This is a genomic window from Pontibacter vulgaris (assembly GCF_022758145.1).
Taxonomy (GTDB): Bacteria; Bacteroidota; Bacteroidia; order Cytophagales; family Hymenobacteraceae; genus Pontibacter; species Pontibacter vulgaris.
In genome coordinates this window covers 203,100-216,554 of sequence record NZ_JAJVDH010000003.1, presented here as the reverse complement: position 1 = coordinate 216,554, position 13,455 = coordinate 203,100, and the positions used below count along the sequence as shown (strand labels likewise).

At 44.0% G+C, this 13,455-nt stretch carries 14 protein-coding genes; 2 read left to right on the top strand and 12 right to left on the bottom strand.

Annotated features, from left to right (window positions below; translation table 11 throughout):
- Positions 1–33: 33 nt before the first annotated feature.
- The 7 genes from LWP20_RS06315 to LWP20_RS06285 all read right to left on the bottom strand — a co-directional run bounded on the left by LWP20_RS06315 (position 34) and on the right by LWP20_RS06285 (position 6,342).
- Positions 34–723, bottom strand: coding sequence for a 2'-5' RNA ligase family protein (locus LWP20_RS06315; RefSeq protein WP_242927279.1), 690 nt, complete (start codon positions 721–723; stop codon positions 34–36).
- A 95-nt stretch (positions 724–818) separates the two neighbouring features.
- Positions 819–1,463 (bottom strand): trimeric intracellular cation channel family protein, encoded by a 645-nt coding sequence (locus LWP20_RS06310; RefSeq protein ID WP_242927278.1) that lies wholly within the window; start codon positions 1,461–1,463, stop codon positions 819–821.
- 124 nt (positions 1,464–1,587) lie between these two features.
- Positions 1,588–2,139, bottom strand: a complete 552-nt coding sequence (locus tag LWP20_RS06305) for a DUF4256 domain-containing protein (RefSeq protein ID WP_242927277.1) — start codon at positions 2,137–2,139, stop codon at positions 1,588–1,590.
- A 156-nt stretch (positions 2,140–2,295) separates the two neighbouring features.
- Positions 2,296–2,970 carry a hypothetical protein gene (locus LWP20_RS06300; RefSeq protein WP_242927276.1) on the bottom strand — a complete coding sequence of 225 codons (675 nt, stop codon included), beginning with the start codon at positions 2,968–2,970 and terminating at the stop codon, positions 2,296–2,298.
- Positions 2,971–3,145: 175 nt separating this feature from the next.
- On the bottom strand, positions 3,146–4,468 hold the full coding sequence (locus LWP20_RS06295; RefSeq protein WP_242927275.1) for a toxin-antitoxin system YwqK family antitoxin: 1,323 nt from the start codon (positions 4,466–4,468) through the stop codon (positions 3,146–3,148).
- A 31-nt stretch (positions 4,469–4,499) separates the two neighbouring features.
- Positions 4,500–5,033: a HEAT repeat domain-containing protein gene (locus tag LWP20_RS06290; protein WP_242927274.1), complete on the bottom strand. Its 534-nt coding sequence runs from the start codon at positions 5,031–5,033 to the stop codon at positions 4,500–4,502.
- A gap of 124 nt (positions 5,034–5,157) precedes the next feature.
- The gene (locus LWP20_RS06285; RefSeq protein ID WP_242927273.1) at positions 5,158–6,342 is read right to left on the bottom strand and encodes an acetyl-CoA C-acyltransferase; all 1,185 of its coding nucleotides are present in this window, start codon (positions 6,340–6,342) and stop codon (positions 5,158–5,160) included.
- A gap of 296 nt (positions 6,343–6,638) precedes the next feature.
- Here LWP20_RS06285 and LWP20_RS06280 point away from each other — a divergent pair, with 296 nt between their 5' ends.
- Positions 6,639–9,542, top strand: a complete 2,904-nt coding sequence (locus LWP20_RS06280; protein WP_242927272.1) for an alpha/beta hydrolase family protein — start codon at positions 6,639–6,641, stop codon at positions 9,540–9,542.
- A gap of 87 nt (positions 9,543–9,629) precedes the next feature.
- Here the strand turns inward: LWP20_RS06280 and LWP20_RS06275 are convergent, their stop codons facing one another.
- Both LWP20_RS06275 and LWP20_RS06270 read right to left on the bottom strand, forming a co-directional pair.
- Positions 9,630–10,235 (bottom strand): hypothetical protein, encoded by a 606-nt coding sequence (locus LWP20_RS06275; RefSeq protein ID WP_242927271.1) that lies wholly within the window; start codon positions 10,233–10,235, stop codon positions 9,630–9,632.
- A gap of 226 nt (positions 10,236–10,461) precedes the next feature.
- Positions 10,462–10,911 carry a PaaI family thioesterase gene (locus tag LWP20_RS06270; RefSeq protein ID WP_242927270.1) on the bottom strand — a complete coding sequence of 150 codons (450 nt, stop codon included), beginning with the start codon at positions 10,909–10,911 and terminating at the stop codon, positions 10,462–10,464.
- 97 nt (positions 10,912–11,008) lie between these two features.
- Between LWP20_RS06270 and LWP20_RS06265 the strand changes: the two genes are divergently transcribed.
- Positions 11,009–11,398 carry a VOC family protein gene (locus LWP20_RS06265; protein ID WP_242927269.1) on the top strand — a complete coding sequence of 130 codons (390 nt, stop codon included), beginning with the start codon at positions 11,009–11,011 and terminating at the stop codon, positions 11,396–11,398.
- Between the two features lie 54 nt (positions 11,399–11,452).
- Here the strand turns inward: LWP20_RS06265 and LWP20_RS06260 are convergent, their stop codons facing one another.
- From LWP20_RS06260 to LWP20_RS06250, 3 genes are all read right to left on the bottom strand, one after another.
- On the bottom strand, positions 11,453–12,091 hold the full coding sequence (locus LWP20_RS06260; RefSeq protein WP_242927268.1) for an HD domain-containing protein: 639 nt from the start codon (positions 12,089–12,091) through the stop codon (positions 11,453–11,455).
- 121 nt (positions 12,092–12,212) lie between these two features.
- The gene (locus LWP20_RS06255) at positions 12,213–12,722 is read right to left on the bottom strand and encodes an acyl-CoA thioesterase (RefSeq protein ID WP_242927267.1); all 510 of its coding nucleotides are present in this window, start codon (positions 12,720–12,722) and stop codon (positions 12,213–12,215) included.
- A 54-nt stretch (positions 12,723–12,776) separates the two neighbouring features.
- Positions 12,777–13,379 carry a TetR/AcrR family transcriptional regulator gene (locus LWP20_RS06250; RefSeq protein ID WP_242927266.1) on the bottom strand — a complete coding sequence of 201 codons (603 nt, stop codon included), beginning with the start codon at positions 13,377–13,379 and terminating at the stop codon, positions 12,777–12,779.
- Positions 13,380–13,455 lie beyond the last annotated feature (76 nt).

Here is a 13,455-nt window from a genome sequence, read left to right as displayed (position 1 = left end):
GGAGCAAAGTATAAACTTTGCCGGGTTAAAATCTTATAATTCAAACTCCTTTAACTTCTGCACAAATCTTTCTCTTTGGTACCAATCGTTGTAAACTAATTCTGCTTTGCTGACTTTGGAAATGCCAAACTGATGGTTTTTATACTTGTCCAGGCTCTCCAGAAATGCATTGGCATTCTGTAGCTTAGCTTTAAACCTGGCTACGGTAATATGCGCAGTAACTATAGAGTATCTTTGATCGATGCTCTGCTGCAAGCCACTTTGTTTAAAATTCTCCCGCAGGTTTTCCCGCAAATTCCGTAAAGATTCATCCTTGGGGTAACCCTGTATCATTACGGCGGCATCTGAAACAGTAACGCCCTTGAATTCAATTTCAAAATCTCTTACAGCTTCCAAGCTTTTTCGGATTACATCTGAATACTGATTTACTGCGATCTGAAATAGATCAAACCCATCGTAGCAGGATATGATGGATAGTATCGTAACATGTAAATCTGAAGCTGGATAGTAATATTGGTCCGGCTCATTTAACCTGATCTCTTCCAGAAATTTCTCAATATTTTGTTTTACCTCAGCATTAGGCCTGATAAGCAATGTTATTCCAAATCTGCTATCGGTAGTCGAATCGATTAAAGTGTCGATAGTGAGGTTGTTATTGAGGATTTTATTAGCAGACTCTTGGTATAAATGGTTATAATGATAGGCTAGTTGTTCCTGGTTCATTTATACTTCACGGATTTTATACTTAAAATTGCTGCTAAAGGCCATGTGCCAGGTATTTAATACTTTATACTTGCTGCTCTCCAAAGCTGGCAGTTTCAGGATTTGTCGGTTTTGTCGCTGTAAGGGTTCTTAAGCGAATTTAACACGGGTAAATGGATATGAAACTTCATCGCAACCACTCTGACAAGTATAACTACCAAAGCAGCAGTTAATTCTGTTATACTTGTCGAAAAGTTGAGTTGCAAACACATAAAATAAACAACGCCGCCGGTTACGCATGCAAGTGCATAAATATCTCTTCGCAGCAAGAGTGGCACTTCGTTTAATAGCACATCCCGGATAAGGCCGCCAACTGAACCTGTAATTGCTCCCATTACAATGCAAACCCAGAAAGGCAATTGAGCCTCAAGGCTTTTGCTGATGCCGACTATTGTAAATAACCCAAGCCCTATGGCGTCGAACAGGAACAAGGTATTTCCTAATCTGAAGATCTTATTTTTAAAAAGTAAAGTTGCCAGTAGCGCTACCCCGGTTGTGAGGAAATATTTACCGTCCAGCATCCAGAAAGGCGTTACATCAAGTAACACATCTCTTGTGGTTCCGCCTCCAATAGCAGTTGCCAGGCCAATTATATAGGCACCAAACCAGTCGATGTTTTTGCCCGAGGCGAGCCTTATGCCGCTTATGGCAAATACGAACGTCCCGGTTAAATCAAGTATAGTTATAAAGATCCCTTCCAAAAAGATAGTTTTAATTGTTAACGGATGTGTGTAACAATATTATTCAATTTCTATGAATAATGGGCTCCTTTAAGTACGACTAACTTTTTGCAAACTTGTGAAAGGGCAGGATTAGAAGCAAAATTTATACTTTGAGCGAGCCACGGAAACCCCTTGCAGCATAGTAAGATTCTGCTCCGTTGTGGTATAAAAAGACAGTGTCGTAGCGGCGGTCACAAAAAAGAGCACCTTTTAGTTTTCTAATAGCATCAGGCGTTCGCACCCAACTTGATGTTTTCAGATCAAATTTCCCAAGTTGCTGAAGCTCCCGGTATTGTTGTTCAGTCAAGATCTCAATGCCCATAGCAGTAGCCATATCTATCGCATTGTTTTGAGGTTTATGTTCTTTCCTGGATTCCAGGGCTTCGCGGTCGTAGCAAACACTTCTGCGGCCTTTGGGGCTTTCGGCTGCGCAATCATAAAAAATGTATTGACCCGTTTTTTCATCAAAACCAACAACATCTGGTTCGCCACCAGTTCGTTCCATTTCATACAGAGACCATAGCTTATCAGAATTACCTTCCAGCTTTGCTTGTATTTTAGCCCATTCAATACCTTCGTGGCGGTTCATGTTTTTCTCAAAACGTGTTTTCAGTACGCTGAGTAGTTCTTCACATTGTTCAGGTGATAACTCCATTTTGGTTGTTTCGGATTTGGTTGGGTTGTTTAATTACTCGTTTGCAATGCTGGGTTAGACTGTCTACTTATATAGAAGGTAACGTATTAGTGTAGATGATGTGCAAGGCTTTCAGCCGCAGCATAAAGTATACATTTTGTTGTCTGAAGGCTATTTTTACCAGGCTTCAAACCTTGTATTCTGTAGCCAATGGTCATAGTATTCAAGCTTCTCTGCAATTTCCTTTTTCCTCACAAGGTAATCCTTCAGACTCAGCTTTCTCCCTTCCCTTGACTCGCTTAAAGCCTCTTTCTCCTGTCTGAGCAAATGCCTCTTCTTCGCATTTTCGTAATCTTCCAAATCCTTCTTCCTTTGTGCTTGTAAATCCTCACGTAGCCTGTTAGGGTTATCTTGACTTGTGGTTCTCTCAAGCGAGGAGCCATACCTCTCGATATATGGGATAGTCTGACCAAATTGGAAAGAAGGCTCTTGCCGGATAAACTGCTCATAGCCATCAGCTAAAAATTCAATCTCCCCTTGTTGAGTCAATATGGTCCAAACCATTCCTTCTTTATCAACTCTTCTCTCTATATCTTCAATTTCAACTGCCTCATCGAAGGCTGTGTCAATTTCGAAGTTCAGTTTCTTGACCCGTTTGAATACCATTGTAGCAGGAGCTACCCAAAAGGTAAAAGGAAGTCCTTCCAGGTCAGGCTTATTCCATTGAAGAATGTAATCTATGTCTAACTCTAAATCCTCCGAAAAGCGAATCTTATAAATACGGCAGTCATGCCAGCCCATCTGCTCGAAGTCTGCATCTGTCCATATCTTTTTCTCCAATTCGTATTTCATTTCATTATTTAGATTACAGGCAACTACTGTATAAACGGAGTTTATTACGTTTATACACCTAAATATGGCGGCTAAACGTAATAAGATTTATGTTAAATATAGCTAAAGCTATACATAAAACAAAAGCCCCTGCTTAGTTCAGCAGGGGCTTTTGTTTTATAAAATCAACTATACGTTACTTCACTTTCTCTTCCAGTATCTGGCCGTTTCTGTAAAGGCGGGTTTTCAGGAGTTTGCCATTTTCGTCCTGGTATTTCCAGGTGCCGGTTTCGCGGTTGTTCCTGAACTGGCCCAGCACTTCTGTTTTGCCGCTCTCGAAATACTGCTTGTAAGGCCCAAAGCGAAGGCCGTCTTTATGGTTGGTTTCGGAAAGCAGTTTGCCTGATGGGTAATACGCATAGCTCAGGCTAACTATCTTGCCATCTTCATACTTATACTTTTCTTTTACCTGGCCATTTTCATGGTACGTTAAGCGCTCGCCTACCAGTTTATCTGCAGTATAGTTTTCAGATACCTGTACCTTTTTACCTGGCGCATCGAAGTATGTTTTCCAGTTGCCATGCTTCTTTTTATCTTTTATTTGCTCCTCAGCCTGCACGTTGCCCGATGGGTAATAGCGTGTAGTTTTGGTATCGTCTCCGTTGCCGCTGCTGCTTACCTCTTCTTTTAATTTGCCATCTTCAAAAAAGTATTGGCCGGTGCCACTTATCTGGCCGTTGCGGTAAGTTATGATGCTGCGGGGCTTTCCGCTTTCATAGTATGATTTTGATGGGCCATGCATTTTACCAGCTGCAAAACTGCCTTCGGTGCTAAGTTTGCCGCTGCGGTAGTAGCTTTTGTAAGTTCCGTTTTTCTGGCCTGCCACATTTACAACTTCGGTTTCCAGCTGGCCGTTGTCGAAGTATGTTTTGTAAGAGCCTTCCAGCATGCCGTTGTTATAGTTGGCCTCGCTTTCCAGCTGACCGTTGGCATAGTATGTTTTGGCAGGCCCGTTTTGCTGGCTGTTTTTATAGTTGATTTCAGATTTAACCTTGCCGCTCGGATAATATTCTTTTACCAATCCTTCCGGAAAACCATTTACAAAGCTGGTCTCTTTACGGATGGTGCCATCAGGGTAAAACGTTTTAAAAATGCTGCTCTGTTTATCGTTTTCGTAGCTGCCTTCCTGCAACAAGCGGCCATCCGGGTGATAGGCTTTAAAAGGACCCTGTTTCACATCCTGCTTATAAGTAACCTGTAGTTTAGGTTTGCCGCTGGGGTAAAACTCAGTAAACACGCTGTCTTTTTTTCCGTCTACAAACTTGGCAAAAGCTTCGCGCTCGCCGGTAGGGTAGTAGCGTACATAATTACCAACTATAGCCGAGTCGGCGGTCATATAGTATACTTCCTTTACAGCAGTATGCGCATCGTTGTGGTAGGTGGTTACTTTGCGGGTTTGCCCAAAAGCTAAAGTGCTTACCGTGCAAAGTATGATTAAGGGTGACAATAATTTATACATAAGTATAGAATGCAATGCGTGAAGTATAAGTTTATACTTTCTTCTTAATGATTTCTTTGGCTACCAGTTTCATAAACGGATCCGGGTCTCTTACATAGTTTTTTGCAAACTCAGCAGCTTTAGTATGGTTCACTTTTTCCAGGCTCATCAGCGCCCTCCGGATAACATACTTGTCTTTATCGCGGTTGAAGAGGTTAACGAGTAATTTCTCGCGGTCTTCCACTTCTGTATTTCCAAGCAGCTCGGCAATCTGCCACCTGGCCTGTGGTTGATCTGAGAAAATAGCCTTTCTTACAAACCTGAGCATAGATTCCAGCTTATCATTTACTTTCTGAAGTATAGTTCCGGATTCGTTATTTATAGCTAAGGCGTAAACCAACTGCTGTGCCAGGTCGTGGTTAAACTCTTTGTTTAGCTGTTCTATCACCTCGTCTGCAGCTTTGTACAGCGCTTCCCAGCCCGGATAATCAATTTCCCACTCGCCTAATCCTCTTTCTTCGTTATAGGTTTGCGGAGTCATGCTGGCCCATTGCCAGAATTTAGCTAATTCAGTTTCTAATGACATTCGTTGCTTTAGTATAGATAAACACTAAAAGTATAGAAAACAGTTTAATGTGAGGCGAAGGTATAAAAAAGAAGCCTTACGCATTAACGTAAGGCTTCCTGAATAATGTATGCCAAACAGCAATTTATACTTTCTCGATAACCAGGGCAGAAGCTCCACCGCCACCATTACAGATACCGGTTACACCAATTTTGCCACCTTTTTTATTCAGCACATTGCAAAGTGTAGTTACAATGCGCGCACCAGATGCACCAAGTGGGTGACCAAGCGAAACCGCTCCACCAAACACGTTTACGTTACCGCCTTCCAGGCCAAGTTTCTGGTTGTTAGCGATTGATACTACAGAGAACGCTTCGTTGATCTCATAGAAATCTACTTCCTCAGGAGTAACACCAGCATTCTTCAGCGCCTTAGGTATAGCTAGTGATGGCGTAGTCGTAAACCAGATCGGATCCTGCTCTGCATCAGCAAAACCACGGATTTTAGCTATTGGTTTCACGCCCAGCTCTTCCGCTTTCTCTTTGCTCATCAGTACAAGGGCTGCAGCACCATCGTTCAAAGTAGAAGCATTGGCAGCCGTTACAGTACCCGCTTTATCGAAAACAGGGCGCAGGCCAGGTATTTTATCGAAGCTTACTTTTTTATACTCTTCGTCTTCTGTTACCAGAATAGGGTCTTTGCCACGCTGCGGAATTTCAACCGGAACAATCTCATCTTTCATCATGCCGGCCTCAGCAGCTGCCGCCGATTTTTTGTAAGAATTGATGGCATATTCATCCTGCATTTCGCGCGTGATCTGCATTTCTCTGGCAGTGTTCTCAGCAGCGTTACCCATATGGAAGTCGTTGTAAACATCCCACAGACCATCTCTGATCAAACCGTCTGTCATTTGGGTATGGCCCATTTTAGCACCCCAACGGGCTTTGTCAACATAGTAAGGCACGTTGCTCATACTCTCCATACCACCAGCCACAATCACATCTTTATGGCCCAGCATAATTGCCTGCGCCGCATACATGATAGCTTTTGTGCCGGATGCACATACTTTGTTTACTGTAGTACACTCCACGTTGTAACCCAAACCAGCCTTTACAGCCGCCTGGCGCGCCGGAGCCTGGCCAACATTGGCAGACAGTACGTTACCCATGATAACTTCCTGCACCTGCTCTTTATTGATACCTGCTTTTTCTACAGCGCCTTTAATAGCAGCCGCACCCAGGTCAGTAGCAGATAAACTTGCCAAAGCACCACCAAAGCTGCCGATTGGAGTACGAACAGCCGATATTATATAAACTTCTTTCGTTTGCATTGAAATGTGTTCTGTTATTTTATTGTGTGAAATTATCAGGATTTAGCTATAAAACCAAACGTTTGTTAGGCAATATGGCTGTCAGCATCAGGCAGTTTTATACTTGAAGCATAGCCCCCTCCAGCTGGTTTTAACAGAAGTATAGGCTTTAATGTTGCAGCATCAACTTGTACTTAACTCACCTTTTATGGTTGTCTTTTAATACAATTATAAAGCTGAGCAGAATTATACTTAGATTAGAGGTACTAACTAACAATACTATAACAACCTAAACTTCTAGTAAATTACCTGATTCAATGAAAAAACTTTTATTGTTGATGGCTCTCTGCGGTGCCGGTATTAACCATAGTTATGCCCAGCAGCAAGCCGGTAAAAAGCCACTTACCCACGATGTGTACGACAGCTGGAAAAACGTGGAGGGCGACAAAATTTCCAACAACGGCAAGTACGTGCTATTCAATGTTAACCCACAAGAGGGTGATGGCGAGCTTTACATTAAAAACTATGTGAACAATGCCATGGCTAAGTATAGCCGCGGCTACAAAGCACAGTTTACCACCGACAGCCGCTATGCCGTTTTCCAGGTGAAGCCGGAGTATAACAAGGTGCGCCAGCTCAAGCTGAAAAAGAAAAAAGCCGACGATCTGCCAAAAGATTCCCTGGCTATACTTTCGCTGGACAACATGAGCCTGATAAAGATACCGCGTGTAAAATCGTTTAAGCTGCCGAAAGAGGGAAGCAACTGGCTGGCTTACCAACTGGAAAAACAGCTGCCGGTTAAAAAAGAAACTAAACCTGCCGCTGAAGACAAAAAAGCCGAAGCTCCGAAATCCGAGGTTAAATCAACTGCGAAAGCTACTGCTGCAAAACCTGCTGCCAAAGGCAAAGCTAAAAAATCAGAAGGCACGGAACTGGTATTGCGTAACCTGCAAACAGGGCAGGAGCACCGCTTCCAGCGCGTAGTAGACTATATACTTTCTGAAAAAGGCAACATGCTATACTTTGCAAAAGATGAGCTGGACTCGTTGCACAAAGCCGGTGTGTATGCCTTAAGTATGCAAGACCTGAAAGTTATTCCGATCGATTCTGGCAGGGTAACATACAAGGGCCTGAGCGCAGATAAAGCCGGTGAACAATTGGCTTACGTAGCTACCAAAGATACTGTGGGGGCTGATATCCGGTACTTTAACCTGAACTACTGGACCAGAAAAGAAAACAAAAATCGTGTGCTGGCCGATACCCTGAGCAAAGGCATGACGAAGGATTGGATGGTTAGCGAACATGGCAACCTGAAATTCTCTGAAGATGGCAAGCGTCTTTTCTTCGGCACGTTCCCGCGCCCAACTCGCTACGAAAAAGATACTACCAAACTGGACGAAGAAAAAGTGAGCCTGGATATCTGGACATACAAAGATCCGCTTATTCAGCCGATGCAGCTAAAGCAGCTGGACCGCGAACTGAAGCGTTCCTTCCTGGCCATGTATGATTTTAAAGAAAAGAAGACACGCCAGCTGGCTACGCTGGAAGTGCCTGATGTATACCTGGATGCCTACAGCGAGGGCGATGTGGCGCTTGGTGTAAGCGACGAGAAGTATAAAATGACGATTGGCTATGATACGCCAACTAAAAAAGACGCCTTCCTGATCGATCTGAAAAAAGGGACACGCAAGCAGATTTTAAGCGAAACAAGAGGCGAACCACGGCTGTCGCCACAGGGGCAGTACGTATACTGGTACGAACCAATGGACAGCAGCTGGCATTCACTTAACGTAAAAAACGTCGCTAACCTTAATCTGACAAAGAAAACCAAAGTTGCTTTCTACGACGAGACTAACGACATGCCGATGCTGCCGGGCGAGTATGGTATGGCTGGATGGGTTGAAAAAGACAGCTACCTGTTAGTGTACGATAAGCACGATGTATGGCAACTGGACCCAAGTGGTAAAAAAGCTGCCCTTAACCTGACCGACAAGTATGGCCGACAGAACAACCTGCGCCTGCGTTACGAGTTGCTGAACGAGGATGAGAAGTTTATACCTGCTAACTCACCGTTATACCTGACTGCCTTTAACTATACAGATAAATCGAATGGTTACTTCCGCGATTATGTAAACAAAACTGTGCAGCCGGAAAAACTGGTGATGACGCCTCATTCTTACATCAGCCTGAAGAAAGCGAAGAACGATGGCAGAGTAACTTATCGCAAAGGAAACTTCCGTGAGTTTACTGATATCTATGCAGCTGATGAAAACTTCGCCAAAGCCGAAAAGCTGAGCAACGCCAACCCGCAAATGAGCGAGTACCTGTGGGGAAATGTGGAACTGGTGAACTGGAAATCTACAGACGGTGCACCGCTGGAAGGTTTGCTGTTTAAGCCCGAGAACTTCGATCCGAAGAAAAAATACCCGATGCTGGTATACTTCTATGAGCGTTCTTCTGATGGTTTGCACCAGTATCGCACGCCTGCGCCAAGTGCCTCCACCATCAACATCCCATACTTTGTAAGCAATGATTACCTGGTTTTTGTGCCAGATATCGTGTATACAAATGGTTACCCGGGCGAGAGCGCCATGGATTGCATCATACCTGGTGTGCAGAGTTTAGTAGCACAGGGTTTTGTAGACGAAAAGAACATGGCGCTGCAAGGCCAGAGCTGGGGTGGTTACCAGATCGCGTACATGGTTACCCGTACGAATCTGTTTAAAGCAGCTATGGCAGGCGCCCCGGTTTCTAACATGACAAGTGCTTACGGCGGTATTCGTTGGGGTACAGGCCTGAGCCGCCAGTTCCAGTACGAGCGCACACAAAGCCGCATTGGTGGTACGCTGTGGGAGAAACCGATGCAGTTTATTGAGAACTCACCATTGTTCTTTGCTGACCGCGTTCAGACTCCGCTTTTGATCATGCACAACGACCAGGATGGTGCTGTTCCATGGTACCAGGGTATCGAGTACTTTATGGCACTGCGCCGCCTGAACAAGCCGGTTTGGATGCTGGTTTACAATGGTGAAGACCATAACCTGGTGCAGCGCAAAAATCGCAAAGATCTTTCGGTGCGTATGTCGCAGTTCTTTGATTACTACCTGAAAGGCAAACCTATGCCGGTTTGGATGAAAAAAGGCGTACCAACTACCGTAAAAGGCAAAGAGTTTGGCTTTGAACTGGTAGAGCCTGAAGTTGCCGGCGAAGCAAAGGAGTAATTATACTTGAAGTATAAATAAAGAAAAGGGAGCAGGCTTATACTTGCTCCCTTTTTATTTTGTAAAGTAGTCTTAACTTAAAGCTTACTAGTTGCCTTGGTTTACAACTTTTATCTGGCCGCAGGCTACAGGTATAGTTGGGTCATAAACACCATCTACATACATGCCGTGTAATACAATCACATTATTCTGAAGCGATCTGGCTGCTCTTGCTATAGTATACTGATCCATAAAATCTACCATACCTGTTGCATCAGCCGTAGGGTAAGGATCAAGCGCTACTAATACTGGTCCGTAAAATGGTACACCTTCAGCCAAGCTTATCAAACCATCACCATTGGTATCAGCAGACAACGGCGGGCAAACAGCATTCTTGTTATTTTCGGTAAAGCCATGGATGTGCTGCATGTGCTCCATTTCGGGGGTTAGCCCGGCGGCTTCTAAATTAACCTCAATTTCATTGCCCATTAGTTCGATATGTGCCATGCCGTGTACCCCTGAGCCGTTCAGTTCCATTAGCTCTACCGTATAAGTTTTGTTCAGATTCATGGAGTTTGTCTGGTGAGCAGCTTCTGAGTTTTGGGCTGATAAGTTTGCCTCTGGTGTTACTTCAGACTGGTCGCAGGCATTAAAGCCGAAAAGGAGGGCAAAGAGTGCCACATAACCGGTTGTGTTTTTGATAAAGTTTTTCATAGTGTTATAATTTTTAAAATGAAACATACCTACGAGGCCGTAGTGTCTAAATTAAAACCTGCTATGAAAAGACTGGTGAGCAGCACTGCTACAAATGGGAGAGGGCAAGTTTTACTAGTGAATGAAAAATCCGGTATAAAAAGTAGAAGAATAAAAGCTAAAACAAAGCGCCTCTAAAAGTATAAACTGGCAGCTCTAGAACTCAGTCATCTCCCTCATAAACTTTCTAACTTTCTTCCTCCCCATATCCCTGAAGACTGCTGAGCGGTTGAGTTGTGCGCATGAACTGTCCGGTGCCAAAGGCTACTTCTTTTCCTTTATCATTGTATAACGTGGCTTCGGCTACGAATAAGTTCTTGGCTTTTGAGCGTACTGTGCCCACAGCTTTTAGTGTGCCACCGGTAACAGGCCGCAACAAGTTTAACTGAAACGAAGACGTAACTATAAACACATCGCGCACCAGCGAGGCTACAGCAAAATAAGCCGCATCATCCATCAGCTTAAAGTATACCGCACCATGTATGGCATTGGCGCCGTGGTTATACTTTGCTGCTACAGGCAAAGTAATCTCGGCACGCTCGCTGCTAACTTTTATTTCGCTGTTGCTGAAAATTTCCTGTATGTTGGCCTGGTGGTATAAATGCTCCAGTCGTCTGTAATGTTCTTCTGCTTCCATAGGGTTGGTTCTGGTAATTGCGCTGTAAGTATAGGAAATGATTCTGGTTTTAAGCTGAAATTTATACCTTCGTTTTCGCAACTACAACCACAAATCTATGAGCTATAAGTATGGGCCGGGTATAAACCACCTGGAGTTCTGGGTAAAAGACCTCGAAGCATCATTGCAGTTTTACAGCCGGCTTTTCCCGATGATTGGCTGGTACGAACTAACGCATACTTCTTATAGTTGCGGCAACCACGAAATATACTTTAAAGAGATGCCGGTAGCTTTTTACGACAGCCTGGGAGTGCGGCATATTTGTTTTCATGCTACAAGCCGCGAGGTGGTGGAGCAGGTAGGAGAGTGGCTGAGAAGTATAAATGCCGATATAATACGCGGCCCGCAGGAAATGCCGCATTACGATGCCACGTACTATACCGTAGACTTCCGCGACCCCAATGGTTTTGTGCTGGAGGTAGCACACACCCCGGATATCAAACTATAAACAAGAAACCCCGGCCTTACAAAGCCGGGGTTTCTTGTTTATAGTATATTACTTTTAATTCAACGAGAAAACTTTGGCAGCCATACGCGCCTTTACACTTGTAGTGCAGATGCCTGCTTTTTCCATTTTCTGAACGGCATCTTCTTCAATCAGCTCTTTTAGTTGCTCCAGGCACGAATCAAACCCGGTATGTTTGCCCATCAAAAACACAAATTCCTGCTCTATTTCCAACCAGGTAGACATATCGGCGTGGTTATGCTGAATCTGAACTTCCAGTTTATCCAGGGCATTGGCTACTTTGGCCTCGTAGGTCTGCTTTTCTTCAAACTCGTGCCACAGTTCGTAAATATGCTGCCCAATGGCGCTGCCTAATTGTGTACGCAGGTTTTCTATAGCCTGTATTTCCTTTTGCTGTTTCAGCTCTTTTATCTCGGTGCTGGTAATATCAAAGGCCGGAATATCTCCTGCTTCTGCTTCTACCAGATCGTGTACTATAACCATTTTCAGCATGCGGGTAGTATCTATTTCCTGGTCCAGGTACGGCTCCAGCAATACACCCATTAATGCCATGCGCCAGGTATGCTCGGCTACACTTTCCTGTCTGCCGTTCGACAGCCAGCTGTGGCGCAGTTCATACTTCAGCTTTTCAGCAAGCGCCAGCACCTCCAGCACTTTACGTAATTCATTTTTCATAATTTTATCGGATTAGGTAGGTTCGTATACTGGGGGCAAAGGTAACACTAAACTATAGATTATGAGTATAATTATAAAATAAGAATTTCAGCTGTTTACCTTTTGGTACTGGCTAAGCTATTTATGATAAAGCCAAAGCCCGTGATCTGAGTTCTTTTACCCTATCCTCAAAATAGGCATCAACCTTACCTTCCCCATCAAGTGCTACTTCGCTGAAAACCTGCTTCAGGTAATCGGGGTGCTGGGCTTTACCACCTTTCCGGATATCGATATAAGTAAAGCGGGTCCAGATCACGGATTTTATAGCTCCGGTTTTAATGTCGGTCATCTGGCCTTCCATCAGCAGATCGGTGTCGGTGTACCAGCGCAGCGATGTTTTTATAGTTACCGTTTCCATGAAGTTTACCTCGCGCAGGTATGCGATCTGGTTAGAAGCCACTACCCATGCCTGCCCTGTGTTTTTGGAGTGAGCATAAATATCAAGGTTATAGTTATCGCGCAGCTGGTCTTCGCGCGCATTCAGGTAATAATCAATGTAGCGGCCATTGTTCAGGTGGCCAAAAGGGTCGCAATCCTCAAAACGGATTAGCGCCTTGCTTTCCAGTACTTTTTCTTTCGGTGTAGTTGTCATAGTTGTTAATTTAAATCAAAAAAGACCAATCGGTTTATTTTAGGGTAAAAAAATTTAGAGTATTCGTTCTTGCTCTACCATTGCCTGTAACTGGTCGAGCACTGTGTTCAGGTATTTGGCATCGCCGTATGCGCACGAAACCATAACGCCGCCTTCAATCATACTTACCATTAAAACAGAGAAGCGCTCAGCATTGAATGTGGCCTTGAATTCGCCGGCTGCAATACCTAGTTTTACTATGTTGGCAATAGATTTGTGCAGTTTGTTCAGCACTTTTACCACGCTTGCCCTTAGAAGTGGGTTAGTATCGTCTGCCTCAACAGCCGTGTTTAAAACCGGGCATCCGCCTACAATAGGAGGGGTTGTAACGTAATTTCTATAGAACGAGATCAGGGTATTCAGTTTATCAACGGCAGATTCCTGAGCTGCCACCTTTTCTCCCAATAACCTGATCACATGGCCCGAGGCGTGTTCAAAAGCCTCCAGCGCAATTTCTTCTTTGCTTTGAAAATGCCCGTAAATGCCGCCTTTGGTTAAACCTGTTGCCTGCATAATATCCTGCATAGAGGTACCTGCAAATCCTTTTGAGTTAAAAAGATGTGCCGATTTTTCAACTATAAGCTGGCGTGTTCGCTCCGATTTACTTGTTGCTTGCATAGGTTAGTTAAACGTAAAATAAACCAATCGGTTTATAATTTGCAAACTTTAGTATAATGATAGAAAGTATAAATAC